Origin of the sequence: Paraplanobispora takensis, from assembly GCF_016863195.1 — a bacterium.
GTDB classification, from domain to species: domain Bacteria; phylum Actinomycetota; class Actinomycetes; order Streptosporangiales; family Streptosporangiaceae; genus Planobispora; species Planobispora takensis.
The window spans coordinates 61,486-87,172 of record NZ_BOOK01000037.1; the positions used below are offsets into that span (position 1 = coordinate 61,486).

The 25,687-nt window shown below is 71.9% G+C and carries 24 protein-coding genes; 16 read left to right on the forward strand and 8 right to left on the reverse strand.

Translation table 11 applies throughout. The features are described from left to right. Window positions 1-177: 177 nt before the first annotated feature. From Pta02_RS25650 to Pta02_RS25670, 5 genes are all read left to right on the forward strand, one after another. The gene (locus Pta02_RS25650) at window positions 178-1,254 is read left to right on the forward strand and encodes a PqqD family protein (RefSeq protein WP_203877477.1); all 1,077 of its coding nucleotides are present in this window, start codon (window positions 178-180) and stop codon (window positions 1,252-1,254) included. An 86-nt stretch (window positions 1,255-1,340) separates the two neighbouring features. Then, window positions 1,341-3,776 carry a lantibiotic dehydratase family protein gene (locus tag Pta02_RS25655; RefSeq protein WP_203877478.1) on the forward strand — a complete coding sequence of 812 codons (2,436 nt, stop codon included), beginning with the start codon at window positions 1,341-1,343 and terminating at the stop codon, window positions 3,774-3,776. 4 nt (window positions 3,777-3,780) lie between these two features. Further along, a complete protein-coding gene (locus Pta02_RS25660; protein WP_203877479.1) occupies window positions 3,781-4,722 on the forward strand; it encodes a lantibiotic dehydratase C-terminal domain-containing protein in 942 nt (313 codons plus the stop codon). Between the two features lie 15 nt (window positions 4,723-4,737). Next, window positions 4,738-5,103, forward strand: a complete 366-nt coding sequence (locus Pta02_RS25665; RefSeq protein WP_203877480.1) for a hypothetical protein — start codon at window positions 4,738-4,740, stop codon at window positions 5,101-5,103. 205 nt (window positions 5,104-5,308) lie between these two features. After that, a complete protein-coding gene (locus Pta02_RS25670) occupies window positions 5,309-5,515 on the forward strand; it encodes a hypothetical protein (RefSeq protein ID WP_203877481.1) in 207 nt (68 codons plus the stop codon). A gap of 105 nt (window positions 5,516-5,620) precedes the next feature. Here the strand turns inward: Pta02_RS25670 and Pta02_RS25675 are convergent, their stop codons facing one another. After that, window positions 5,621-8,554 (reverse strand): AfsR/SARP family transcriptional regulator, encoded by a 2,934-nt coding sequence (locus Pta02_RS25675; RefSeq protein ID WP_203877482.1) that lies wholly within the window; start codon window positions 8,552-8,554, stop codon window positions 5,621-5,623. 297 nt (window positions 8,555-8,851) lie between these two features. Between Pta02_RS25675 and tsaB the strand changes: the two genes are divergently transcribed. The 3 genes from tsaB (at window position 8,852) to tsaD (ending at window position 11,053) form a co-directional block, all read left to right on the forward strand. Then, window positions 8,852-9,535 (forward strand): tRNA (adenosine(37)-N6)-threonylcarbamoyltransferase complex dimerization subunit type 1 TsaB, encoded by a 684-nt coding sequence (tsaB, locus tag Pta02_RS25680; RefSeq protein WP_203877571.1) that lies wholly within the window; start codon window positions 8,852-8,854, stop codon window positions 9,533-9,535. A 62-nt stretch (window positions 9,536-9,597) separates the two neighbouring features. Further along, window positions 9,598-10,029 (forward strand): ribosomal protein S18-alanine N-acetyltransferase, encoded by a 432-nt coding sequence (gene rimI, locus Pta02_RS25685; protein ID WP_203877572.1) that lies wholly within the window; start codon window positions 9,598-9,600, stop codon window positions 10,027-10,029. After that, on the forward strand, window positions 10,022-11,053 hold the full coding sequence (gene tsaD / locus Pta02_RS25690; RefSeq protein WP_203877483.1) for a tRNA (adenosine(37)-N6)-threonylcarbamoyltransferase complex transferase subunit TsaD: 1,032 nt from the start codon (window positions 10,022-10,024) through the stop codon (window positions 11,051-11,053). The genes rimI and tsaD overlap by 8 nt, the downstream gene beginning before the upstream one ends. Before the next feature lie 27 nt (window positions 11,054-11,080). On the opposite strand, the gene Pta02_RS25695 is transcribed toward tsaD, so the two are convergent. Beyond that, window positions 11,081-12,151: an alkene reductase gene (locus Pta02_RS25695; protein WP_203877484.1), complete on the reverse strand. Its 1,071-nt coding sequence runs from the start codon at window positions 12,149-12,151 to the stop codon at window positions 11,081-11,083. 108 nt (window positions 12,152-12,259) lie between these two features. Between Pta02_RS25695 and Pta02_RS25700 the strand changes: the two genes are divergently transcribed. After that, a complete protein-coding gene (locus tag Pta02_RS25700; RefSeq protein ID WP_203877485.1) occupies window positions 12,260-12,751 on the forward strand; it encodes a MarR family winged helix-turn-helix transcriptional regulator in 492 nt (163 codons plus the stop codon). A 92-nt stretch (window positions 12,752-12,843) separates the two neighbouring features. Here Pta02_RS25700 and Pta02_RS25705 read toward each other — a convergent pair whose 3' ends face one another. Then, entirely contained in the window at window positions 12,844-13,341 is a 498-nt protein-coding gene (locus Pta02_RS25705) for a GNAT family N-acetyltransferase (protein ID WP_203877486.1), read from the reverse strand. A gap of 306 nt (window positions 13,342-13,647) precedes the next feature. On the opposite strand from Pta02_RS25705, the gene Pta02_RS25710 reads away from it, so the two are divergent. Next, complete coding sequence (locus Pta02_RS25710) at window positions 13,648-14,112, forward strand: pyridoxamine 5'-phosphate oxidase family protein (RefSeq protein ID WP_203877487.1); 465 nt, start codon at window positions 13,648-13,650, stop codon at window positions 14,110-14,112. Between the two features lie 463 nt (window positions 14,113-14,575). Here the strand turns inward: Pta02_RS25710 and Pta02_RS25715 are convergent, their stop codons facing one another. The 3 genes from Pta02_RS25715 to Pta02_RS25725 all read right to left on the reverse strand — a co-directional run bounded on the left by Pta02_RS25715 (window position 14,576) and on the right by Pta02_RS25725 (window position 17,900). Then, the gene (locus tag Pta02_RS25715; protein WP_203877488.1) at window positions 14,576-16,027 is read right to left on the reverse strand and encodes a coiled-coil domain-containing protein; all 1,452 of its coding nucleotides are present in this window, start codon (window positions 16,025-16,027) and stop codon (window positions 14,576-14,578) included. A 180-nt stretch (window positions 16,028-16,207) separates the two neighbouring features. Then, window positions 16,208-17,383 (reverse strand): class I SAM-dependent methyltransferase, encoded by a 1,176-nt coding sequence (locus tag Pta02_RS25720; RefSeq protein WP_203877489.1) that lies wholly within the window; start codon window positions 17,381-17,383, stop codon window positions 16,208-16,210. A 25-nt stretch (window positions 17,384-17,408) separates the two neighbouring features. Then, window positions 17,409-17,900 carry a MarR family winged helix-turn-helix transcriptional regulator gene (locus Pta02_RS25725; protein ID WP_203877490.1) on the reverse strand — a complete coding sequence of 164 codons (492 nt, stop codon included), beginning with the start codon at window positions 17,898-17,900 and terminating at the stop codon, window positions 17,409-17,411. A 110-nt stretch (window positions 17,901-18,010) separates the two neighbouring features. Between Pta02_RS25725 and Pta02_RS25730 the strand changes: the two genes are divergently transcribed. From Pta02_RS25730 to Pta02_RS25750, 5 genes are all read left to right on the forward strand, one after another. Continuing rightward, window positions 18,011-18,856: an NAD-dependent epimerase/dehydratase family protein gene (locus tag Pta02_RS25730; protein WP_203877491.1), complete on the forward strand. Its 846-nt coding sequence runs from the start codon at window positions 18,011-18,013 to the stop codon at window positions 18,854-18,856. A 232-nt stretch (window positions 18,857-19,088) separates the two neighbouring features. Next, window positions 19,089-19,400 carry a co-chaperone GroES gene (groES, locus tag Pta02_RS25735; RefSeq protein ID WP_203877492.1) on the forward strand — a complete coding sequence of 104 codons (312 nt, stop codon included), beginning with the start codon at window positions 19,089-19,091 and terminating at the stop codon, window positions 19,398-19,400. A 90-nt stretch (window positions 19,401-19,490) separates the two neighbouring features. Beyond that, window positions 19,491-21,113, forward strand: coding sequence for a chaperonin GroEL (gene groL / locus Pta02_RS25740; RefSeq protein WP_203877493.1), 1,623 nt, complete (start codon window positions 19,491-19,493; stop codon window positions 21,111-21,113). Window positions 21,114-21,447: 334 nt separating this feature from the next. Continuing rightward, entirely contained in the window at window positions 21,448-22,086 is a 639-nt protein-coding gene (locus tag Pta02_RS25745; protein ID WP_239126861.1) for a sigma-70 family RNA polymerase sigma factor, read from the forward strand. Continuing rightward, entirely contained in the window at window positions 22,083-22,286 is a 204-nt protein-coding gene (locus tag Pta02_RS25750; RefSeq protein ID WP_203877495.1) for a hypothetical protein, read from the forward strand. The genes Pta02_RS25745 and Pta02_RS25750 overlap by 4 nt, the downstream gene beginning before the upstream one ends. Here Pta02_RS25750 and Pta02_RS25755 read toward each other — a convergent pair. Both Pta02_RS25755 and Pta02_RS25760 read right to left on the reverse strand, forming a co-directional pair. Next, window positions 22,247-22,624 carry a DUF5319 family protein gene (locus tag Pta02_RS25755; RefSeq protein ID WP_203877496.1) on the reverse strand — a complete coding sequence of 126 codons (378 nt, stop codon included), beginning with the start codon at window positions 22,622-22,624 and terminating at the stop codon, window positions 22,247-22,249. The two genes, Pta02_RS25750 and Pta02_RS25755, sit on opposite strands and share 40 nt — an antisense overlap. Window positions 22,625-22,786: 162 nt before the next feature. Further along, entirely contained in the window at window positions 22,787-23,788 is a 1,002-nt protein-coding gene (locus tag Pta02_RS25760) for a helix-turn-helix transcriptional regulator (protein ID WP_203877497.1), read from the reverse strand. 392 nt (window positions 23,789-24,180) lie between these two features. Between Pta02_RS25760 and guaB the strand changes: the two genes are divergently transcribed. Continuing rightward, entirely contained in the window at window positions 24,181-25,662 is a 1,482-nt protein-coding gene (gene guaB, locus Pta02_RS25765) for an IMP dehydrogenase (RefSeq protein ID WP_239131219.1), read from the forward strand. The last annotated feature ends 25 nt before the right edge of the window (window positions 25,663-25,687 follow it).

Below are 25,687 nucleotides of genomic sequence, written 5' to 3' on the forward strand. Positions count from 1 at the left end.
ACATGCGACGCAAGGCGGCCCGGCTGTCGTCCCAAACCTGTCGAGCGTGAAGGCAGCACTCTCGACACGAGACCAGAAAGGCGCATTATGCGATCCGCCACCCAGGATACCTCCGCCGACCCGGCGCAGGCAGGCCGAACCGCAGCGCAGGGCTCGGCCGCCTCGGAAGCCGACTGGATGACATCCGTCCCGCTGCAGCTCAGGCCGGACGTCGAGGTCATCACCGGCATCGATGACAGACCCCTGCTCTACAACACCAGCACCGGGCGCTATCTCGCGCTCACCCCCTCCGGCGTCCGCCTGCTCGACCTGCTCGACGGCAGCCGTACCGGCGAGACCATCGTCAGCCAGCTCTCCGACCACCGCCCCGACCCCGCGTCCGCCCGCGACCGGGTCGGCGCCTTCCTCGGCGACCTGCGGCAGGCGGGCGTGCTCACCGTCGAGCCCCCCGCCCAGGACCGCGGGTCCCGCATCATGCGCTTCTCGCTGCGCGAGCACATGCCCCGTCTCAAGCTGACCGGCCGCGTCGAGCACGTCATGGAGCCGATCGCCGCCCTGTTGCGCAAGGCCCCCGCCCGGGCGCTGAGCGCCGCGGTCGTGGCGATCGTGCTGGCGAGCATGGGCGTCGGCCTCTACGCGCTGCTGAACCCCGCCGGCCACGCCTACCCCGCGCTGTGGTGGGTGGCCATGCCGATCCTGATCCTGCAGGTGGTCGTCCACGAGGCCGCGCACGCCCTGGTCTGCCAGTATCTGCGCGCCCCGATCAGGGAGGCGGGCGTCGGCCTGATGCTCTACTTCATGCCGGTGGCCTACGTCGACAGGACCGACGCCTACCGCATCAGGAGCCGCGGCGGCCGGGTGATGATCGCCCTCGCCGGCCCCTTCAGCGACCAGATCTGGTACGGCGTCACCGGAGTCGTGGCGCTGACCGTCGGGGGACAGGTCGGTGACATCGCCTACGTGCTGCTGGTGCTGCAGACCCTGCTGACCGTGGTCAACCTCAACCCGCTGCTGCCCTCCGACGGCTACCACGCCATCGCGGCGGCGACCGGGGCGGTCAACCTCCGCGGCAGGGCCTTCGCCTACCTGGCCCACGTGGTGCTGCGCTCGCCGCTGCCCTCCAGCATGCACGCGCTGACCGGCTGGAAGCGGGCCGGATACCTGCTCTTCGGCGCACTGTGCTTCCTGTACGCGGCGGGGCTGGCCGTACTGGTCCTGAAGAACCTGTGGGGCATGGTGGGGGGGCTGTTCTGATGACGGCGACCCTGCCTTTCCCGGGGCCCCTCTCCGGATCCCTCCCGGAACTCTCCCCGGCCCCGCCGGACATCGAGATCTCGGACATGCGGATCGACCGGGTGGGGGGCCTGCCCGCCGACGCGGCCGACCTCGACCTGGTGGAGACCGGCCGCCTGCTGGACGCCGTGGCCACCTCCGAGGCGTTCCTGGCCGAGCTGGCCGACCCGGTCAGCGACATCCTCTACCGGCTGGTCCCGGCCCTGGACCACGATCCCGCGCTCCGCCGCCTGGTGCTGAAGGTCAGGCGCTCCACCCACAGCGACAAGGCGCTGCGGGTGGCCGAGGAGGACCTCGACCGCATCGCCGGCGCGCTGGAGGACGAGGAGGCCCGGGCCTTCCGCCGCTGGAGCTCGGCCGCCCTGACCCGGACCGCGCTGCTGGAGCGGCTGCCCGCCGGATACGCGGGGGAGACCGAGGAGACCGGACGGCGGCTGGGCGCGCTGCTGGCCGAGCCCGCCCTCGCGACCGGGATCGCGCACGCCAGCGCCGACCTGCTCAAGCACGTCGACGTCGGCGGCCTGCACCCCGGCGGCAAGGCGGCCCGCTCGATCCTGTCCTACGCCGCCAGGGCCGCGCGCAAGACCAGCCCCTTCTCCACCTTCACCGGCATCGGCCTGTACGGCAGGCCCAGCGGCGGCCGGAGCAACACCGCCCTGTCCCAGACCCACGTCTTCGCCTGGCTGCAGGCCCTGGTCCGCGACGAGCGGCTGGTCACCGCCTTCGAGCTGGAGCCGCTGAACGCGGTCCGGACGATCGACGGCGAGCCGCGGAGCCTGGCCTCGGCCTACCGGATGGGCGACGGCTTCGCCTGGCGGACCGACGAGCTGGTGGACGTCACCGCCTACCGCTCCATCATCCGGTCGCTGGCCGGGATCGGCCGGGCGGGCGCCGCCGAGTACATGATCAGGCTGGGCGGCGAGGACCCCTTCGCCGCGCTGCAGCGGCTGCTGGACGCCGGCATGCTGCGCGTGGTCGCCCCGTGGTCGCGCGGCGACCGGGCCCCGCTGCTGGCCCTGGCCGAGAGCGTGCGCCGGGTGGGCACCGAGTACGCCGCGGCCACCGCCCGCACCCTGCGGGAGCTGCACGCCGACGCCGTCGCGCTGGCCGGCCAGGACGGCGGGCGGCGGGTGCGGACGCTGGAGTCGATGACGGAGCGGGCCGCCGCCGGCCTGGAGAGGCTCGGCGTCGCCGGGGACCGGACGGGCTTCGCCGTCTACGACGACGCCGAGGCGGTCGCCGACGTCCCCGCGCTGGGCGAGCACGTCTCCGACGACCTGCGCGAGCTGGCCGGGCGGATGCGGCCCATGGTCTTCCGCAGCCACCTGTACGACATGCTCGTCGAGATCTTCGTCGAGCGGTACGGCGCCGGCGGCCGCTGCCCGGACGCCCTGCGCTTCTGCATGGAGGTCTCCAACACCCCGGACCTGACGCGGCGGCTGTTCGCGGCGATCCGCGCCGACGCGCAGACCCGCGGCCGGGCCACCGAGCGGGCCTGGCTGCCGGTCAGCGCGAGCTCGGCGCCGCCCACCGTCGCGGTCGCCTACCAGGTCGCGGCCCGCTCGCTCGACGCCGTCCGCGAGGGCGACCACCTGCTGGTGGTCAACCAGTTCAACGCCGGGTCCGGTGGGCTGGTGTCGCGCTTCCGCAACGTGCTCGACGGTCCCGACGGGCTGGAGGGCCGGCTGCGGGCCTGGGTGGGCGGCAACTTCCCCGAGGCGCAGCCCCGCGAGCTGGTCATCTCCTCCGACGTCAACGGCCTGCAGTACGCCTGCACCGGCGCGATCCCCGCGCTCACCTGGCCGAACGAGCTGCCGCTGGCCGACACCGGCGACGCGGTCGCGGTCAGCGAGCTGTCGGTGGTCCACGACGCCAGGACCGGCACGCTCAGCCTGCTCGACGCGCACGGCGCCCCGGTCGCCCCGGTCTACCTGGGTGTGGTGCCCGCCCACATGGTGCTCGGCCCGGCGCGCTATCTGATGGTGCTCGGCGACCCGTGGGTGCTCGGCGCGCGCATGGCCTGCACCCGGGGCCCCTCCGAGCCGGTCACCGAGCCGGTGGCCGAGGTCGACGAGGTCGAGCGGCTGGGGTTCGGGCGGGTCGTCACCCGCAGGGCCGCCTGGCGGCTGCGGCCCGAGCACTTCCCGCGCCCGGAACGGGGCGAGCCGCCCGCGGACTACTTCCTGCGGGCCGACCGGTGGCGGCGCCGGCACGGCATCCCCGAGGAGGTCTTCGTCTCCCTGGAGACGCCGGGCATCTCGCTGGAGCACGGCAAGCGCAAGCCCACCCTGCTCAGCTTCCGCAACCCGCACTCGCTGCACGCCGCGGCGGGCCTGCCCGTGGAGGGCGTGGTGGCGATGTCGCTGGCCGAGTCCCTGCCCGGGCGCGAGGGCCACTGGCTGGCCGGGCCCGGCGGGCAGGCCCACGCGGTGGAGCACGTGTCGTTCATCCGCTGGTCCCGCCCCCGGCCCGAAGAGGAGTGAACCGGTGCTCGACGTTCCCGAGTGGTGGTTCGTCCGCCTGTACACCGGCGGGTTCGGCGCGAGCGACCTGCTGGTCACCGAGGTGCTCCCGCCTTTGGTGGCCGAGGCGCGCGCGCACGGCGCGTTCCGCTGGTTCTTCATCCGCTACACCGACCCCTCGGGCCCGCACCTGCGGGTGCGGGTGTTCGGTCCCCGGGAGACCGTCGACCGCATGCACCGTTCCCTGGCCCGGGTGCAGCGCCACGCCGACGCGGTGGTGGCCGGGGCAGAGGAGGCCCCGGTCTGGCTGGCGCCGATCCCCATGCGGCGCATGCTCGGCGACTCCGGCACGGGCCTGTCCACGGCGCTGTACGAGCCCGAGTACGGCAAGTACGGCGGGCCGTCCGGCGTGGAGCTGGCGGAGCGGGTCTTCGAGTTCTCCAGCGACCTGGCCATCTGGGCCACCGCGCGGTTCGGCAAGATCCCCGAACGGGCGGCGCTGGCGGCGCTGCTGCTGTGCGAGGCGACCCGGGCGATGCTGGAGGGCCGGCCCGAGGACCTCAGCCCCGAACCGGTGATGCCGCCCGCCGACCGGCGCAGGCTCAACGTGAGCTGGGCCCGCTACTGGGACAGGCACCTCGCCTGGTGGACGGCCGACCTCGCCAAACACGCGCCGGAGCTGCAGGCCCAGCTGCGCGAGCACGCCGAGCGGGACCCGCACCGGGTCCGCTCGATCGCCCGCGAGCTGCGCGCCGACAGCTCGGTCGACCCCTGGCTGCGCCGCTGGGGGCAGGTGATCGACGACTCGCTCGTCCGGGCCCACCGGATGCGGATCGGGCTCACCCCGCAACACCTCGTCTTCCACCAGGCCCACATGATGATGAACCGGCTGGGCTTCCTGCCCCGCGAGGAGGCGCTCCTCGGTGTCATCGCGTCCGGGCTGCCGGTGGAGGTTCCCGTCGGCTAGTCGAAGGAGAGAGCAATGACGAACGCAGTACAGCAGGGGAACGCCGCCCCGGTCCGCGGCGGTCTGCTCGTCGCCGCCGCGGGCGCGCTGGCGATGGGCATCGGGCTCACCGTGGTGAGCGGCGCCGCCTGGATCATCGGGATGGGGCTGGCCGCGCTGGTCGCGGGCTCCGTCCAGGCGGCCATGGCCTCGCGCAGGAGGACGGGCCGCCGGCCGGGCGTCTCACCCGCCTACATCGGGGGGAGCGCGGTCGCCTTCGCGGCCGTCATGATCGGCGCCGTGCGGGTCGCGGCCGCCGGTCACTGGTGGATATGGAGTGTGGTCGGCGCCCTCGCGGCCGCCGTCCTGGTGGTCCTGGCGCTGCGGCAGGGGCGGGCCTGAACGGGGGACTCCCGCCGCTCGCGCCGGGTGAGGGCCCGCGTCCCGGTCTCCGGGGCGCGGGCCTTGGTGTTCCCGCGACCGGGGAGGCCCGGAACGGGAGTGCGGCGAGTGGGAGAAGTGAGAAGAGAGACTGACGAAATTGCGGAGAAATCACTCGCTCCTACTGTCGGAGACACCAAGGCGCCGCGGAACAGAGGAGACCGAGATGATGCGCAAGACCAAGCTGGTGATGGCCATGGTGACCTGCGGACTGATCTTCGGTTCCGTGGGTGTCGAGATCGGGGCGGGCCACGGGGGCATCCAGGTCGGCAGGGGTGACGGGCACGGGGGTGTCCCGTTCGCATGCGACATCAAGGCCGATCCGCTGAAGTGCGCGCTGCGGCTCCCCGACGGCGGCGACATGTGGGGGTGACCGCTTCTCCACTCCTCCACGCGCGAAGGGCTCCAGGACGACGTCCCGGAGCCCTTCGGCGTCCCCGGCGGTTCCGCGTCTGCGGCGGTCAGGAGACGGAGGGGTTCAGGGGCAGGAGAAGTTCGTGATGGGCTCCCCGGACAGCCCCTCCAGGGCGGCCTGGGCCCGCTTCTCCCAGATGGGCGCGGCGCCGTCCCCGGAGACGCTGATGGCCTCGCGCAGCAGCTCCTCCGCCCACGCCGGCTCGCCGAGGGCGGTCACGGCCCGGGCCAGCGACAGGCAGGCGCGGGCGTAGGCGACCGCCTGCCCGGCGTCCCCGGCGGTGCGCCGGGCCTCGACGAGGGTGTCGCGCGCGTCGGCGAGTCTTCCCTGCAGGATCCGCGTCTCGCCCAGCCCGCACAGGATGTACGCCTCGCCGAGCGTGTCGCGGCGCTGACGCACCAGTTCGAGGGCCTCGGTGAAGGCCTCGGCGGCCCGGGTGGTGTCGCCGCGGTGCGCGTGGAGCTCGCCGAGCCGCCACAGCGCCTGGGCCTGGCCGCGCTGGTAGCCGACGCCCTTGCAGATGGCCAGGGCCTCCTGCAGCCGGGCGTCGGCGGTCTCGAACTCCTCCCGCAGGATCGCGATCTGCGCCATGCAGCCCAGGACGTGCGCCTCCGCCGCCCGGTCACCGGCCTCGCGCAGCGGGGGCAGGGCCGCCTCGTAGAGCGCCAGGGCCTCGGCGTGGCGGCCCCGGAAGTGCTCGGACAGGCCGATGTAGCGCAGCGCCAGCGCCCGGCCGTGCGCGTTGCCCACCTCGTCGAACAACTGCAGCGCCGTGTCGAGCAGGGCGGAGGACTTGGCCCCGTAGTACAGCTCCAGGCCGCCGAGGCTGTAGACCATGGTGGCCTCGCCCAGCCGCGTGCCGCCGCGCCGTACCGAGACCAGGGCCTGCTCGTGGGTGTGCCGCCAGTCGTCCAGATAGCCCCGCGCCTCGAACAGCGTGACCCCGCTCAGCGCCAGCTCCCAGGCCAGCTCGTCGAGGCCGGCCTCGACCGCCAGCGTGACCCCGGCCACCAGGACGTGCCGCTCGGACTCCAGCCAGTCCAGCGGTACGGCGAGCAGCTCCTCGTCGAGCCCTCCGGGAGGCCGCCAGTAGGCGCTCTCCCCGCGGATGATGGTGAAGTCGCCGCCGCGCTCCCGCCGGTTGGCCTCGTGCGCCAGCGTCAGCAGGCAGCCGAGCACGCGGCGCAGCGCCTCCCGGCGGCAGGACTCCGGCTCCTCGGCCAGGGCCTGCTCCCGGGCGTAGAGCCGGACCAGGTCGTGCATGCGATAGCGCAGGCGGCCCGCCGTGTCCCGGCCCACGGTCGACACGAGCTGGGCGTCGAGCAGTTCCTCCAGGTGGTTCTGGGCCTCGGCCAGGTCGGTGTCGAGCAGGGCCGCGGTGGCCCAGTCGGCGAAGTCGGGGGTGTTGAGCAGGCCGAGCCGGCGGAACAGCTCGGCGGCCGGCCGGCTCAGGCCCTGGTAGCTGAGGGAGAAGTTGGCGCGCAGGCCGACCTCGCCGTGGTTGAACTCGGCGAGCCGGCGCTGCTCGTCGCCGAGCCGGGCGGCCAGGGTGGCCGGGGTCCAGTGCGGCCGGGCCAGCAGCCGGGCCCCCGCGATGCGCAGGGCCAGCGGCAGGCCGTCGCACAGCTCGGCGAGCCTGGCCGTCGCCTCGCGCTCGCCGTCCATCCGCTCCGCGCCCACGATGGCGCCGAGGAGTGCTGCGGACTCCTCGGCGTTCAGCGTGGGCAGCCGCAGCGGATGGGCGCCCTCGCGCACCACCAGGTCGGTGAGCTGGTCGCGGGTGGTGACGACGACGGCGCAGCCGGGGGCGCCGGGCAGCAGCGGGCGCACCTGCGCCGAGGTGCGCGCGTTGTCCAGCAGGAACAGCACCCGGCGCCCGGCCAGCATGCTGCGCAGCAACGCCTCACGGTCGTCCAGGCCGGCGGGCACCCGCTCGCCGGGGACGCCCAGCGTGCGCAGGAACCGGTCGAGGGCGGCCTCGGGGGTCAGCGGCGCGGCCTGCTCGGTGTATCCGTGCAGGTCGATGAAGAGCTGCCCGTCCGGGAAGTGCTCGGCCACCCGGTGCGCCCAGCGCACGGCCAGGCCCGTCTTGCCCACGCCGCCCATGCTGGTCACCACGATGCAGGTCGGCACCCCGGCGTCGCGGCACTCGGCGAAGATGCGGTCCATCTCGGCCAGCTCGCGCTCGCGGGCGACGAACCCGGCGATGTTGGACGGCAGCTGGGCGACGGCCATGGGCGCGCTCGCCGGGACGGGCACGGGGGCGGTCTCACGCGGGGCGGGCGCGGGAGCCGCGTCCAGTTCTCCGTGGAGGATCGCGTCGTGGGTGGCCTGGAGCTCCGGTCCGGGATCGACGCCCAGCTCCTCGGCGAGGATCCGGCGGCCCTGACGGTAGACCTCCAGGGCCTCGGCCTGGCGGCCCCCGGCGTACAGGGCCCGCATCAACGTGGCCCGGAGCGTCTCGCGGAAGGGGTGGAGGTCGACCAGCGTGGTCAGTTCGGTGACCACCTCGCCGCCCAGGCCGCGGGCCAGCTTCAGATCGAGGTACTCCTCGGTGACGGTGAGCCGCCACTCCTCCAGCCGGGCCGCCTCGGCGGCCATCGTGTCGCTGGACAGCCCGCTCAGCGTCTCCCCGCGCCACAGGTCCAGGGCCGCCCGCAGATGCGCGGCCGCGGCCTCGGCGGCGTCGTCCTCCCGGGCCCGGCGCCCGGCTCTGACCAGCTCCTCGGCCAGGCTCAGGTCGACGGTCACGGCGTTGGGCCGCAGCTGGTAGCCCGGCGGCACGGCGGCGATGAGCTCCTCACCGGAGGCCTGGAGGACGCGGCGCAGCTGCGTCACGCAGATGGCGATCTGGTTGCGGGCGGAGGCCGGGGGGTCCTCTCCCCACACGGCGTCGATGATCAGGTCGAGCGGGACCACGCGACCGGCGTTCAGGGCCAGGAGCGCCATGACGACGCGCTGGCGCCGACCGGAAATCGTCAGGAGAGTGCCGTCCACCACGACCTCAACCGGCCCGAGGACCCGCACTTCACGACAGGTGCCCAAATGGCCTCCTGTGAGGTAATGAAACCTGACATGCACCTTCTACAGGTATGTCTGGTTATCTGGCAATCATGAGCAGTTGTCACTGATACTTGATGTTTCTTCCGACCGTTTTGTTGCGGGAGATTGTCGGGGAAGCTAAGTGATCTTGATATTTTGCCTGATTCGCCAGGGTGGACGCACCCGTGCGAACCGGGGACGCTCCGGGTTTGTGTGCGGTTCGCGTCACCCGACGGACTAGGCTTGACGACCGTGCTGGTCCTGGCCTTTGACACCGCCACCCCCGCCGTCACCGCAGCGCTGCACGACGGCCGGAGGGTCCTCGCCGAGTCGACCACGGTGGACGCGCGCCGCCACGGCGAGCTTCTCGCGCCCACGATCGAGCGCGTCCTGGCCGAGTCCGGAGCGGCGCTCCGCGACGTCACCGCGATCGCCGCCGGCTCCGGCCCCGGCCCCTACACCGGGCTGCGGGTCGGTCTGATGACCGCCCAGGCGCTGGCCACCACCCTGGGCGTGCCCGCCTACGGCGTGTGCACCCTCGACGCCCTCGCCTACGGCACCGGGCTGTCCGAGCCGTTCCTGGTCGCCACCGACGCGCGGCGCAAGGAGGTCTTCTGGGGCCACTACGCCGACGCGCGCACCCGGCTGTCGGGGCCCGCGGTGGACAAGCCCCAGGACCTGCCCGCCGATCTGCCGCTGGCCGGCGCCGGCGCCCGGATGTACGCCGAGATCGTCGGCGCCTCCCGCGTGCTGGACGTGCCGGAGCTGCCCTCCGCCGGGGCGCTGGCCGCGCTGGCCGCCTCGCGGCTGGACGACCCCGATCTGCGGGAGGTCGTGGAGAGCGGGGCGCACCCGGTGCTGGGCCTGCCCCGCCCGATCTATCTGCGCCGTCCCGACGCCCAGGTGCCCGCTCCGCCCAAGAAGGTCTCCCGGTGAGCCCGCGCCCCGACGTCCGCGCGACCGGTGAGGGCGGCCGCGTGGGCGTGGTGCTGCGCCAGATGACCGCCGGCGACCTGCCCGCGGTGATGGTGATCGAGCGGGAGACCTTCCCCGCCGACGCCTGGAGCGAGGTCATGCTCCGCGGCGAGCTGGACGACCAGCCCAGGACCCGTCACTACGTCGTCGCCGTGCTCGGCGAGGAGATCGTCGGCTACGCCGGCCTCGCCGCGGCGGGCGACCAGGCCGACGTGCAGACCATCGCGGTCTCGGCCGGTCACCGGCGGGCCGGGATCGGCGGCGCCATGCTGACCGAGCTGCTGGCGGAGGCCGTACGGCGCGGTGCCCGGGAGATCTTCCTGGAGGTCCGCGCCGACAACCCGTCCGCCCAGGCCGTGTACGACCGGTTCGGATTCGAGGCCATCGGCGTGCGCCGGCGCTACTACGAGGACGGCACCGACGCGATCATGATGAAGAAGGATCTCCATGCGTGACGAACCCCTGGTCCTGGGAATCGAGACCTCCTGCGACGAGACCGGGGTGGGCATCGTCCGCGGTCACACCCTGCTGGCCAACACGATCGCCTCCAGCGTCGAGGAGCACGCCCGCTTCGGCGGGGTCGTCCCCGAGGTGGCCTCCCGGGCGCACCTGGAGGCGATGGCCCCGACCGTCGAGCGCGCGCTGCAGCAGGCGGGGCTGAGCTTCACCGACATCGACGCCGTCGCCGTGACGGCCGGCCCCGGCCTGGCCGGTGCGCTGCTCGTCGGCGTGGCGGCGGCCAAGGCCTACGCCCTCGGGCTCGGCGTGCCGCTCTACGGGGTCAACCACCTGGCCGCCCACGTGGCCGTCGACCAGCTCGAACACGGGGCCCTGCCCAAGCCCTGCATCGCCATGCTCGTCTCGGGCGGGCACTCGTCCCTGCTGCTGGTCCCCGACGTGGCCAGGGAGGTCGTCTCGCTCGGCTCCACCGTGGACGACGCGGCGGGCGAGGCCTTCGACAAGGTGGCCCGGGTCCTGGGACTGCCCTTCCCGGGCGGGCCGCACATCGACAGGGTCGCGCGCGAGGGCTCGGGCACCGCCGTCTCCTTCCCCCGGGGCAAGCTGGACGACGGGACCCTCGACTTCTCCTTCTCCGGGCTGAAGACGGCCGTGGCCCGCTGGGTCGAGGCGCGGGAGAAGGCCGGTGAGACGATCCACGTGCCCGACGTGGCGGCCTCGTTCCAGGAGGCCGTGGTCGACGTGCTGACCCGCAAGGCCCTGCAGGCGTGCAAGCAGTACGGCGTCCAGGACCTGCTGATCGGCGGCGGGGTGGCCGCCAACTCCCGGCTGCGGGCGCTGGCCCAGGAGCGCTGCGAGGCCGCCGGGGTCCGCGTGCGCGTCCCCCGTCCCGGCCTGTGCACCGACAACGGCGCGATGGTCGCCGCCCTGGGCTCCGACCTCGTCGCGGCCGGGGTGACCGCCTCGCTCCTGGACATCCCGGCCGACTCCTCCATGCCCATCACGACCGTCCACGTCTGAGCGGGCCGGGGCCTCGGGCGGGCCGGTTCAGGCGGGCTCGCCGGCCGGGTGCAGGGCGAGCGCCGGATAGTCGGTGTAGCCGCGGTGGTCGCCGCCGAAGGCCGTGCTGAGGTCCGGCTCGTTGAGCGGGGCGCCCAGCCGCAGGCGCAGGGGCAGGTCGGGGTTGGCCAGGAAGTACTGGCCCAGCGCGACCAGGTCCGCGCCCCGGTCCAGCCACCGGTCGAGCGCCTCGGCGGGCTGCCCGGCCGACGGGTCGTTGACGATGAGGGTGTTCGGCCACAGCTCGCGGATGCGCAGGTTGAGCTCGTCCGAGGGGCCCGTCAGGAGGTGCAGATAGGCCAGGTCGAGCCCGGCCAGCGCGGAGACCAGCGCCGGATAGACCTCGTGCGCGTCGTCCTCGACCAGGTCCTGGACGCCGGTGGCGGGGGAGATCCGGATGCCGACCCGGGACGGGCCGATCGCCTCGACGACGGCCTCGGCGACCTCCACGGCGAACCGGATGCGGTTCTCGACGGACCCGCCGAAGCGGTCGTCGCGCAGATTGGCGTTCTGCGACAGGAACTGGTGGATGAGATAGCCGTTGGCGCCGTGCAGCTCGACCCCGTCGAACCCGGCCTCGATCGCCCTCCTGGCGGCGTTCGCGAAGTCCTGGACGGTCGCCTCCACCTCGGCGGTGGACAGCTCCACCGGGTCCGGGACGTCCTGCGGGCCGTTCGGCGTGAAGATCTGCGCCGCGGGCCGTACGGCCGAGGGCGCGACGGGCAGGTGTCCGGTGTTGTCGGGATGGCCGATCCGGCCGGAGTGCATGATCTGGGCGAAGATCCGCCCGCCCGCGGCGTGGACGGCGTCGGTCACCTCGCGCCAGCCCGTCACCTGCTCGTCGGTGTGCAGGCCCGGGGTGTTCATGTATCCCTTGCCCGCGTGGCTCGGCTGGATCCCCTCGGTGACGATCAGACCGGCGGAGGCGCGCTGGGCGTAGTAGAGGGCGGTCAGCGAGGAGGGGATCCCGTCCACGTAGGCCCGTGAGCGTGTCATGGGGGCCATGACGAGACGGTTGGGAAGACGCAGGTCACCGAGGTCGAACGTGGTGAACGGCATGGCTGTGGTCCTTTCTTGGGCAGCCAACTTGGCCGACCAATGGTTAGTTCTACAACTTGGTCGGCCAATATGCAAGAGGTAGTCTGTCCACCGAGGATGGAGGTCGGCATGGCTGAACCGTTGACACTCGAGGAGACCGACTGTTCGAGGCCGTACGGGGAGGACCCCGACGGGCTTCCCTGCCTCATGGCCCAGACGTCACGAGGCCACCGCGTGCTGCTCGCCTCTCTCCTGGCCGAGATCGACCTCTACCCGGGCCAGGACCGCGCGCTGTTCACCCTGTGGGAGAACGGCCCGCAGTCGCAGAACGCGCTGGCGCGGCTGATCGGCATCGACGTGTCCACGATGACGAAGACCCTGCAGCGCCTCGAACGCAGCGGCTTCATCAGCCGCAGCCCGTCGCCTTCCAACCGCCGGATCAGCATCGTGAGCACCACCCCGAAGGGCGACGCGCTCCGCCCCGAGCTCTACCGCATCCAGGAAGAACTCCACCGCCGCCTGACCGACGGCCTGACCCCCGACCAGGTCGAGACCCTCACCTCCCTGCTCGCCGTGATCCGCAACAACGTCTGCCGCGAAGCCGGCGCCTGCCCCACCTGACCCACCCCACCGCCGCTCCGTTGCCGCTGTCCTCGTGCCGGGTCCGCCTTCACGGCGCCGGTACGGCTTCCGCATGCCCGCTCTCGGCCATTTCAGCCCCTGTGTTCCATGCACACCAGTTGGGGCCGGGGGTCCCACGAGTCGACCACGGTGAAGCCGGCCCGTTCGTACAGGGCGATGGCGTTCGTGCGCCATTCCCACACCGACAGCCGGACGGTTCGGGCGCCGGTTCCTCCGGCGTGCTTCAGTGCCGCTTCGAGCAAGGAGGACGCGATGCCCCGGCTCCGCATCTCCGGGCTCACCCACAACCGCTTGATCTCAGCCCAGCCCTCTGCGGGCGCCAGGACCACGCAGCCCACCGCGTCGTCACCGATCGACGCCACCAGCACGACGTCGGAGGCGAACGCGGACCGTGGATCCGCGACCTCCGCCAGGTACCGCTCCGGCAGTCCGGCCACCTCGGCGACGGGCTCGCCTTTCTCCTTCTCAGTCTGCAGGTGGTAGGCCGCCAGCAGCCCGGCCAGCCCGTCATCGGCCGACGGGGTCCGGAACGGCCAGCGCGTGACGACGACTTCGTGATGATCAGCCATGCCGGTCAGCATGGCATCCGGCGAAAGCGGAGTATCCGGACGGGGTGACGGCCCAGCCGGGGAACTCGGCACGCACTGCCGACCGTCGCTCCGGCTCGGAGGAGCTCGAAGGATCGCGGCGACGGCGGTGGTCTCGACGAGCCGGCCGGCGCATCCCGGACAGGAGACGCCGAGCAAGGTCGAGGCATGCGGCCCGGCGGCGAGCCCGGACCGGCGTACGGCGTCCCACACCCGGCCGAGATCCGCAGTCGTCCGGCGGTGACCCGGTACAGTCGGCACCGACTTTGATCAAAGGAGACCTCAGCGATGTCACCGTCGCCTCGCACCCCGCAGCAACGCAAGCAGGACACCCTCGACCGGCTCGCTCACGACGTCGACGCCTGGGTGGCCACCGCCGACGGGGAAAGCGGGACGCCCTACATGGTGCCGCTGTCCTTCCTGTGGGACGGCTCCACGCTGCTGTTCTCCACTCCGGCCTCCAGCCCGACCAGCCGCAACCTGCGAGCCACCGGCAAGGTCCGCCTCGGCATCGGCCCGACCCGCGATGTCGTCCTCATCGAGGGAACCGTCCAGACGCTGACGTCCGACGAACTCCCCGACGACGTCGGCGACGCCTTCGCCGTCAAGACCGGCTTCGACCCGCGCCGGCTCAGCAGCCCCTACCTCTACTTCCGCGTCCACCCCCAACTCATCCAGGCCTGGCGCGAAGCCAACGAACTCGACGGCCGCGACCTCATGCGCGACGGCCGCTGGACCACCCCCGACCTCTAGGGCACACCCACCGCCCAGCCTTCCCAGCTCCCACCTGGGCGCCGTACGGTGCCCAGCCCTGCGCTCCTTCCCGCCGGCGAAGCCGCAAGGCCACGGCGAGCAGCCCTGAACGGCCCCGCACCCCCGCTTCAGCCACCCACAGAACACCGATCGTCCGGGAAAGATCCGCACCATACGGCCCGCACCGCCTACGGCGGTGCGCGAGGAGTGCGGCGCGGCCGGCCGGAACACCCGCCCGCACAGCGCGACCATGTCTCCCACCACGACAGCCCGGACCCGCCACCCCGGCCCGCCCGCCGTACAAAGGCGCCACGAGGGGCCACACGCATGCATCAGCGAAAAGAGCCGTGGTGGCCGGGATGAGAGGTGGGGGGGGGTGAGTTCTGGACTGAGGGTGCGGGAGACCGGGGCGTGGAAGGGGAACGTGGTCCCGGTCTCCGGCGCCCCCGGGCCGGGGTCCGGGTCAGTCCTTGGAGCGGGTGGGGCGCAGGAGGGCCTCGGCGAGGGCGAGCATGGTCTCCTCGAGGGCGTTGAGGCGGCGGGTGAGGTCGGTGCGGGCGGGTTCGACGATCTCGCCGAGGGCCTCGACGAGCTGTTCGCGGTCGGGCTGGGCGCGGAGCATGTCGGCCAGCGGGGCGAGGGCGGCCTCGGCCTGGGCGAGGCGGTCGTCCAGGGTGTCGAAGCGCTTGGTCTGGTCGTCGGCCTGGGCGGAGATGAGTTCGCCGATGTTGCGGTGGACGTCGCCGATGTTGAGGGTGGCGGGCAACTGGCCGATGCGCTGGTTGACGGCCTCGATGTGGTCGTCGACGGCTTCGAGCTGCTCGCCGGCCTTCTCGGCGTGGCCGTCCAGTGTGGACAGGCGGGAGTCGACGACGTCGATCCGGCCCGTGATCCGGCCCTCGATGTCGTCGAGGCGCTCGTCCAGGGTGTCGAAGCGGCCGTCGTGACGGGTGGCGATGTCACCGGCGCGGGTGTCGGTGGAGCCGAGGCGGGTGTCCACGGAGTCGAGGCGCGCGGCGGCGGTGCCGAGGTGGGCGTCCACGGAATCCAGGTGGGTGTCGACTGAACCCAGGTGGGTGTCGACTGAACCCAGGTGGGTGTCGACGGAGTCGAGGCGCGTGGTGGCGGTGCCGAGGTGGGTGTCGACCGAGCCCAGGTGGGTCTCCAGTTCGCTCATCCGGGTGTCGATGTCGGCCAGGCAGCAGTCGGTGGTCTCGATGCGGCCGTCGATCGAGGTCAGGCGGGTGTTGACGCCGATCAGGTGGCCGTCCACGCGGTCGATGCGGCTCTCGATGCCGTCGATGCGGTCGTCCATCCGGGTCACCATGATGTCGGCCTTGGACGTCACCTGCTCGACCGCCGCCACCATGCGGGCGGCGGCGGCGTCGACGATGCCCCGCATCTCCGAGGGCAGGGCGGACAGGCCGTTCTCCAGGCCGTCGGTGCGTTCGGACAGCTCGGTCAGCGCCTTGTCCAGGCGGGTGAACCGGCCGGAGGCGGCCTCCATGCCGGCCTGGAGCTGGCCGAGGCGCTTGTCGAGGTCGTCCATCCGCTCGCCGACGCCCTGGCCGACCGAGCCGACGTGCTCGTCGACGGTGTCGACGTGGTCGCGGACGACCTCGACGTGCTGGGCGAGGCTCTCGGCCCAGGCGGGGGGCCGGATGGCGATGTCGTCCAAGCGTCCGTGGACGGACTCCAGCGTGCCGTTCAACCCGCCCAGCTCACGCTCCCTGACCTCGCGCAGCAGCCATTCCATGCCTTCGAGCCGCTGGCGGATCTCGTCGAGCACGGCGCCCTGGGTGCGCTGCTCGTAGACGTGGTCCTGGGCCGCGCGGGCCAGGAGCTCGCGCATGCGGTCGGGAATCATGGACGGGCTGCCTGCCTGAAGCAGGGCGGTGTGGTTGGAGTGATCCACCGAAAGCTCCTTCACTCGCCGACGGTCAGCCGCGCGGTGGGGTTGGTCCGGTCTGCTGAGGGACGCGGTCGAACCGCAGGCGGGAAGAATTCCCGCCCGGCAACCCTAGCCTCTGGATCAAGGTTTTCCGGGGCCGAATTTAAAAGATCGCGATTGTCGAGATCACCCGGGATTGGCCGTTCAAGCAGGCTGTTTGGCGGAGCAGACAAGGGCGAACGGTTTTTCTCCGATGCGGGTGAGAATGACCGTTGCCGATTTTTCCCCGGACAATCTCAGATCTTTCCGGAGCCGCTCGATGTCGACCGCGGAACCGCGCTTCTTGATCGTCACGTTTCCCGCTCCGCGCTCCCTGAGCGCCGCCCGCAGCCGCTTGAGCGAGAACGGCAGCATCTCCTCGACCTCGTAGCGGGAGGCCCACGGGGTGTCGACGGGATCGTCGGAGGTGATGTAGGCGATGTGCGGGTCGAGCAGGCGCCCGCCGACCAGTGCGGCGACCTCCGCGACCAGGTGCGCCCGGATGGCCGCGCCGTCGGGCTCGTAGACGTGGCGGCCGACGGGACCGGTCTCGGCCGGGCCGAGACCGGGGTCGGGGGTCAGCGTCGCGCCCGAGGGCAGCATCGTGGCCCTGCGCCCGCCCTCTCCGGCCAGGCCGCCGCACCAGATCACCGCCTCCTTGACCTCTCCCCGGTGAGAGACCCATTCGGCCTCGGCGCCGGAGGGGATGAACTCGTACGGGATGCCGGGGGCGACCTTCAGGCAGGCCGACCCGGCCTTGGCGACCATCTCCAGCACCTCGGGCCAGGCGGGGGAGTAGGCCATGGGGTCGAAGGTCCTGCCCCGTGAGGTACGGCGGGCGGGGTCGGCGAACAGCACGTCGAAGGCGGCGGGGTCGACCGTGGCGGCGTCGGCCGTACGGACCGAGACGCGCTCGCCGAATCCGAGGGCGTCGGCGTTGGCCCGGGCGACGGCGGCGGTGAGCGGGTCGGCGTCCACGGCGTGCACGGTGCATCCGGCCCCGGCCAGGGCCAGCAGGTCGCCGCCGATGCCGCAGCAGACGTCGGCGACCCGGGAGCCCGGGGCGATGCGCCGGGCGCGGTGGTCGGCGACCTCGCGGCGGGTGGCCTGCTCCAGGCCGTCCGGGGTGAAGTACATCACGTCGGCGTCGGCGCCGAACTTCTCCCTGGCGCGCCTGCGGAGCCCGGCCTGGGTGAGCGCGGCGGAGGTGAGGCCGGCGTCGAAGGTCTTCCTGAGCCTGGTCACCGCCGCCACCGGGTCGTCTCCGGCGGTCTGCGCCGCGGCGTGCAGAGCCTCCTGGCCGTACGGGGTCAGCAGCTGCCGGAACGCGTCGAGGTCCACGGCACCTGACGCTACCCCCTCCGGCTCAGGGCGCGGTGTCGCCCAGGGTGTACAGGAGCTTGCACAGCAGGCCGGCCAGCTGGGCCCGCTCGGCGGCGGTGAGGCCCTCCAGGAGGCTGTTCTCGTTGGCGACGTGGCCGTCGAGGAGGCCGGTGGCCAGCCGGCGTCCCTCCTCGGTGAGGCTGACCAGGACGAGGCGGCGGTTGTCCTGCGAGGTGGCGCGGGTGACCAGGCCCTTGGCCACGAGGCGGTCGATGCGGTTGGTGAGCGCGCCGGAGCTGACCATGGCGGCTCCGGCCAGGTCGCTCATGCACAGGGTCCGGTCGGCGCGCAGCAGGGTCGCCAGGACGTCGAACTCCCAGGCCTCGAGGCCGTGCTCGTCGAAGTAGGCCTTGACGCCGCGTTCCAGCAGCCGGGAGGCGCGGGAGATGCGGCCGACCACACCCATGGCGGAGACGTCCAGGCCGGGGCGCACGGCACCCCACTGATCGAGGATCTTGTCCACGGCGTCGTTCACGGCTCCAGGATACCAACGCTTCAACGTCGAACAGTTTGACATCTCTTGATTATCGCCTCTAACGTTTCACCGGCAGACATTTCGGCATCAAAACTTTTGAGGTGGAGACGATGAAGGTGCTCGTGACGGGCGCGACCGGGTACATCGGCTCGGCGGTGGCCGGACGGCTCGCGGAGCGCGGGCACGAGGTGGTGGCGCTCGTCCGGCCGAAGCAGGTCGAGGCCAGGGGCGTCCCGGGGGCGGCCCAGGTCCGTTACGGCGACGTGACCGACCCCGCCTCCCTCGCCGCCGGCGACGTGGACGCGGTGGTGCACGCCACCGCTCCGACCGGCGACGAAGCGGTGGAGCTCGCGGCGGTCGACGCCCTGCTCGCCGGCGGGGCGAAGGTCGTCTACACCAGCGGGGTCTGGGTGCTGGGCCCCGGTGACGCCGATGAGACCAGCCCGGTGAACCCCATTCCGTTCGTCACCTTCCGCGCCGCGGTGGAGCGGCGGGTGCTCGACGGCGGCGGCGTCGTGCTCAGGCCCGGCATCGTGTACGGCGGGGGCCGCGGCATCCCCGCCCTCCTGACGGCCAAGGCCGCCGAGCACGGCCGGGGCCGTTACGTCGCGGCGGACGGGCGCGAGCCCACCTGGCCCACCATCCACATCGACGATCTGGCCGAGCTGTTCGTCGCCGTGGTGGAGCGGGGCGAGAGCGGCTCGATCTACCACGGCGTGGCCGAGGAGGCGGTCCCGCTGAGCGCTGTGGCGAAGGCGGCGGCGCGGGCGGCGGGCCTCGGGGACGCGCCGGTGGAGGCGTGGCCGGTGGAGGAGGCGGCGGGGGACCTCGGCCCGGGCTTCGCCGGGGCGCTGGCCGTCGGCCAGGCCGTACGGGCCGACCGGACCCGCAAGGAGCTGGGGTGGGCCCCGAGCCGGCCGGGCATCGTCGCCGACCTCGAAGCCGGCGCCCGCTGAGGCGGCGGCGGCCGATATCCGCCCTCTTCGGCGTGGTGGACGTGGCTTGACCGTTCGCGGGAAGCGCACAGAGGCGGTTCGTGTTGACTGTCAAGGCCTCCTTGCATACTGTTCCGTATTGGCACTCTCCCGGTGAGAGTGCCAATACATGCGACGAGGCAGGTCTGACACCCGCGACGGCAGACCGCTGGTCGCCTCTTCTGATCATTCAAATCTGAAGGGGAGGTCCGACGTGACGACCGCCACCAAGGTTCCCGTTAAGCCGCTCGGCGACCGCATCGTGGTCCAGCCGCTTGAGGCCGAGCAGACCACCGCCTCCGGCCTGGTCATCCCGGACACCGCCAAGGAGAAGCCCCAGGAGGGCAAGGTTCTCGCGGTGGGTCCCGGCAACTGGGACGAGAGCGGCACCAAGCGTGTCCCGCTCGACGTCAACGAGGGCGACGTCGTCCTCTACAGCAAGTACGGCGGCACCGAGGTGAAGTACGGCGGCGAGGAGTACCTCGTGCTCTCCGCCCGTGACGTGCTCGCCATCATCGAGAAGTAACCGACGCTTCGCAGAGATGACGCACTGAGCCCCGGGCTGCTGCGGCACCCGGGGCTTTGATGCGCCGACGTACTTTCAGAGAGGATTGTCATGCCGAAGATCCTGTCGTTCGAGGAGGACGCGCGCCGCGCTCTCGAGCGTGGTGTCAACGCCCTCGCCGACGCGGTGAAGGTGACCCTCGGCCCGCGCGGCCGCAACGTCGTCATCGACAAGAAGTTCGGTGCGCCGACCATCACCAACGACGGCGTCACCATCGCCCGCGAGGTGGAGCTGGAGGGCGCCTACGAGAACCTCGGCGCCCAGCTGGCCAAGGAAGTCGCCACCAAGACCAACGACATCGCCGGTGACGGCACGACCACCGCCACGGTCCTCGCCCAGGCGATGGTCCGCGAGGGTCTGCGCAACGTCGCCGCCGGCGCCCAGCCGCTCTCGCTCAAGCGCGGCATCGACATCGCGGCCAAGGCCGTCAGCGACAGGCTGATCGAGTCCGCCCGCCCGGTCGCCGACAAGAAGGAGATCGCGAACGTCGCGACGATCTCGGCGCAGGACGCCAAGATCGGCGACCTGATCGCCGAGGCCTTCGACAAGGTCGGCAAGGACGGTGTCATCACCGTCGAGGAGTCCAACTCCATGGGCCTGGAGCTGGAGTTCACCGAGGGTCTGCAGTTCGACAAGGGCTACCTGTCGCCCTACATGGTGACCGACCAGGAGCGGATGGAGGCGGTCCTGGAGGACCCCTACATCCTGATCCACCAGGGCAAGATCTCCTCCGTCGCGGACTTCCTGCCGCTGCTGGAGAAGGTCGCCCAGACCAAGCGGGCGCTGTTCGTCATCGCCGAGGACGTCGAGGGCGAGGCCCTGGCCGTCCTGGTCACCAACAAGATCCGCGGCACCTTCACCTCCGTCGCCGTCAAGGCGCCGGGCTTCGGTGACCGCCGCAAGGCCATGCTCCAGGACATCGCGATCCTCACCGGCGGCCAGGTCGTCAGCGAGGAGGTCGGCCTCAAGCTGGAGCACGTGGGCACCGAGGTGCTCGGCACGGCCCGCCGCGTCGTGGTCACCAAGGACGCCACCACCGTCGTGGACGGCGGCGGCGACGCGCAGGCGATCGCCGACCGCGTCAAGGAGATCAAGCTCGCCGTCGAGCAGTCCGACTCCGACTGGGACCGTGAGAAGCTCCAGGAGCGCCTGGCCAAGCTCTCCGGCGGCGTCTGCGTGCTGAAGGTCGGCGCGGCCACCGAGGTGGAGCTCAAGGAGAAGAAGCACCGTCTCGAGGACGCCATCTCCGCCACCCGCGCCGCGATCGAGGAGGGCATCGTCTCCGGCGGTGGCTCCGCGCTCGTGCACGTCTCCAAGGCCCTGGACGACCTGGGCCTGTCGGGTGACGAGGCCACCGGTGTCTCCGTGGTGCGCAGGGCCCTCGTCGAGCCGGCCCGCTGGATCGCCGAGAACGCCGGCCTGGAGGGCTACGTGGTGACCTTCAAGGTCTCCGAGCTGCCCGTGGGCCACGGTCTCAACGCCGCCTCCGGCGAGTACGGCGACCTGATCGCCCAGGGCGTCATCGACCCGGTCAAGGTCACCCGCTCGGCCGTCCAGAACGCCGCCTCCATCGCCGGCATGCTGCTGACGACCGAGGCCCTCGTGGTGGACAAGCCCGAGGAGGAGGCCCCGGCCGCCGCCGGTCACGGTCACGGCCACGGCCACGGTCACTGATCCACGGTCACCGATCCGAGCGGCCCGCGCGGGCGGCGGGGCACCGGCCCCGTCCGCGCGGACCGCACCGGACGCGTACGGCCCGCACCTCGAAAAGAGGGGCGGGCCGTTCTTGTTTCACGGTGAACCGAAAGGGGCTTCGAAGCGTCATCGACCGGTCATCCGGAACGGGGCAAGATATAACAAATAGCCGACATATATGGCGATCCCGTGAAATATTCGGGCATATTAAAAATCCCAGGGTCGCCAATCGATCACACTCTGCTATCTCCACCCCAATGTGACCAATCCGTAGCCGTTCGCCATGACGACACGCCGGATCAGTGTGGGCATCATGCCTATCGTGACCGAGGGATGCGTCGCCGACGCCAAAACTGGGGTAAGGCTTGCGACGAGATCTGACGGGGCTGCCCACGGGGATGACCTCAAGGATCTGACGAGCCTCGCCGTTCAGGGGGATCGCACCGCGATCGAATCCCTGCTGGGGCAGTTGCGCCCGATGGTGGTGCGTTACTGCCGTGCTCGTCTCGGCAGGGTTTCCGGCCAGTACCACATCGCCGACGATGTGGCTCAGGAAGTGTGCATCGCGGTGCTGTCCGCGCTGCCCCGTTACCGTGACATGGGGCGTCCCTTCGCGTCCTTCGTCTTCGGCATCGCCTCGCACAAGGTGGCTGACGCGCTGCGCAGCTCCGTGCGCTCCGCCGTGCCGACCCAGGATCTCCCCGACGGGCCCGACGAGGGTCCGGGGCCGGAGGAGACCGTGGTCCGCTACATCGAGGCCGAGCACGCGCGCAGGCTGCTGTCCAGGCTCCCGGACAATCAGCGCGAGCTGCTGATGCTCAGGGTGGTATCGGGTCTTTCCGCCGAGGAGACCGGTAATGTACTGGGCATGTCACCAGGTGCGGTTCGCGTCGCCCAGCATCGGGCGCTCGCCCGGTTGCGGGCGATGGCTGAGCTGGAGTCGATAGCTTGACCACGGTCCACCCACGGCGCCCGGTCCGGCGGTACGGGCCGCAGGAGGATCCGGCCGTAGCCGAGACCGAGGCGATCGTGCAGGCGCTCTCCGGCAGGCAGCCCGTCGAGCTGACCGACGACGCGCTCAGACTGCTCGCGGCGCTGATCGACGACGTCGATCAGCGCTGCTCCTCGGTGTCGATCACGCCGTCCGCGTAGCCCTGGGCGTAGTCCCAGCTCACATAGTTCGTGGGGTTGGGCTGGTAGGCGGGTTCGTGCACCTGCGGCTGACCGTTCTCGATCATCTGACGCAGGTTGCCGCGCAGCAGGTCCCAGTCGAAATAGTGCTGCTCGCCGCATTCGGGGCAGTCGAGGACCAGGCCGGCGACACCCTGAGGTTCGAGGAGGGAGCGGAAAACCTCCACGTCGGCGAGGTCGGTGATGGCCTCGTCGCGTTCGGCCGGCGTCAGGGGTTCGGAGTCGTCAGGCTCACCCAGCGCCGCGGCCGGGTCGTCGGGGTCGTCCGCGAACGGGTCGCGTGGGACGTCTTCCAGCACGATCCCACTTTATGGCCTCGATGCAACCGACATACCCCGAACCCCCCGAGCTTCGTACGGGATCGCCTCCGCCGCAGGTCACCGCGGAGGAGCTTTCGCCGGTGGATCACCCGCCCCCGCGCGGTCCGTACCGCCCGTGCCCCCCGCGCGGGCCGTGCCGTCCTAGTCGAACCACCCGCGCCGGGCCGCCTCCACCCCGGCCTGGAAGCGCGACTGCGCGCCGAGCTCGGCCATCGCCTCGGCGAAGCGGGTGCGGACGGTCCGCACGGAGATCCCGAGCTGCCGGGCGATCGACTCGTCGCTGACGCCCTGGGCGGCCAGCCTGAGCACCCGCGCCGCGCTCTGGCCCGAACGCGACCACGGCAGCGGGGTGGCGCGGGCCCACAGCTCCTCGAAGAGGGTGCGCAGCGCGGCCACCACGATGGAGGCCCGGACCAGGTGGAAGTTGTAGGCGTTCTCGGCCAGGGTCCCGCCCCACTGGGCGGGCATGCCGGCGGTGTCGGCCCCGGCGACGAGGAACCAGCTCGGCACCGAGGTGAGGGTCCGCACGCGCGCCCCGGCCTCCTCGAACTGCGTGAGCTTGTCCCGCAGGCCCGGCATCCCCAGCGTGCCCACCGGGATGAGCGCCCGGCAGGACAGCAGGCCGCGGCGCTGGGCGCCGATCCACTGGTCGGCGTAGCGATGGGCGAAGTCGCCCATCGTGCGCCGGTCGGGGATCGCCGAGAGCAGTTCCAGGGGCGGGTCCTGGACCGCCATCCCGATCACGCTCTCGTAGAGCTCGTCGGCCCCGCCGACCAGCTCGACCGGGAACTGCCCGCTCTGGTAGTCGCGCCCGGCGTCGTACTGGTGGATGAAGCCGCGGATCGAGCCGAGCACGGTGTCGATCCTGCGGCTCTCCTCGGCCAGCCGGTCCAGGCGCTCGGCGATCAGGTGGCCGAGGGCGGCGGCGGGGTGCCGGGCGAGGTATTCGCCGGCCTGCTCGTCGACCACTCCCAGGTTCACGAGGGTTGCCAGCTCGCGGTCCAGCAGGTCGGGAGAGCCGCCGGTGGCCTGGACGAGATCGGCGAAAGTGGCGCGATGGAGGCGCAGCACCGCGTTGTAGAGGGATGTCTGGGCCGGTGTGAGGCCCAGCGCCGCCAGGGGGTCGGTTGTGTCGGTACGCATCGGCGAGAGGCTCCTGAAGTAACACGACTGTCGTGAGGATAACCCGGGGGATCGCCGTTGTCCCCGGCCTTGACCGGACTGGACGCTCATCGCATGCAACTTTGTGCAGTTGCACGTTTGCACATTGCGTCCGAACGCATGGTGACGCAGTCTTGACACAGCGTCGGCACCGTAAGCGAAAGGCGTCGCCGTTCGGGCGCGGAGGGGGGTCCGGCGGTGTGAGAGGACGTCTCGCTGGTGTTGCCGGTGCCGGAGGACCGAGCGGGTCACCGACCGCTCGGTCCTCCGGGCTTTCCCCCTGCCGTCCGGGCGTCGCGCGCCAGACCCTAAACTGTGCCCCGGGGACCGGCGCCTCTCCCCACCCATAGCGCGCCGTGGCAGGAGGGTTGCAGATGGCCAAGTTCACCGGGCAGGGACTCACGTTCGACGACGTGCTCCTGGTCCCCGCCTATTCGAACCTGCAGCCCGGAGAGGCCGACACCACCACCCGCCTGTCCCGCAACATCGCCCTGCGGATCCCGCTCGTCTCGGCGGCGATGGACACGGTGACCGAGGCGCGGATGGCGGTGGCCATGGCCCGCCAGGGCGGCATCGGCATCCTGCACCGCAACCTGTCCATCGAGGACCAGGCCCAGCAGGCCGACCTCGTCAAGCGCTCCGAGGCCGGGATGGTCACCAACCCGGTCACCTGCTCCCCGGACGACACCCTCGCCGAGGTCGAGCGGCTGTGCGCCACCTACCGGATCTCCGGCGTCCCGGTGACCGACGCCGACGGCGTGCTGGTCGGCATCGTCACCAACCGCGACATGCGCTTCGAGAACGACCACGGCCGTCCCGTGCGCGAGGTCATGACCGCGATGCCGCTGGTCACCGCGCCGGTCGGGGTCTCCAGGGACGAGGCGTTCGACCTCCTGCGGAAGAACAAGATCGAGAAGCTCCCGCTGGTCGACGCGGACGGCAGGCTCCGCGGCCTGATCACGGTCAAGGACTTCACCAAGAGCGAGCAGTATCCGCTCGCCACCAAAGACGCCGACGGCCGGCTTGTCGTGGGGGCGGCCATCGGCGTCGGCGGTGACGCCGAGCAGCGGGCGGCGGCCCTGATCGAGGCCGGGGTCGACGTGATCGTGGTGGACGTGGCGCACGGCCACTCCAAGGGTCTCGCCGACATGATCGCCAAGATCAAGGCCAACAGCCGGGTCGACGTGATCGGCGGCAACATCGCCACCCGGGCCGGCGCCCAGATGCTGATCGACGCCGGCGCCGACGCGGTCAAGGTCGGCGTCGGCCCCGGTTCCATCTGCACCACCCGCGTGGTCGCCGGTGTCGGCGCCCCGCAGGTGACGGCCATCCACGAGGCCTCGCTGGCGTGCGGCCCGGCCGGGGTGCCGGTGATCGGCGACGGCGGCCTGCAGTACTCCGGCGACATCGTCAAGGCCATCGCGGCCGGCGCCGACACCGTGATGCTCGGCTCGCTGCTGGCCGGCTGCGAGGAGTCGCCCGGTGAGCTGATCTTCATCAACGGCAAGCAGTTCAAGTCCTACCGCGGCATGGGCTCGCTCGGCGCGGTCCGCAACCGCGAGCGCGGCGGCGCCTCCTTCAGCAAGGACCGCTACGCCCAGGCCGACGTCGGCGGCGAGGACAAGTACATCCCCGAGGGCATCGAGGGCCAGGTCCCCTACCGCGGCCCGGTCGCCGCGGTCGCCCACCAGCTGGTCGGCGGCCTGCGCCAGGGCATGTGGTACGCCGGGTGCCGCACCGTCGAGGAGATGCACGCCAACTGCGAGCTCATGCCGATCACGGCGGCGGGTCTCAAGGAGAGCCACCCGCACGACATCCAGATGACGGTCGAGGCCCCGAACTACCACCGTCGCTAGGTTTCCTCCTGCGGCTTCCGCCCGC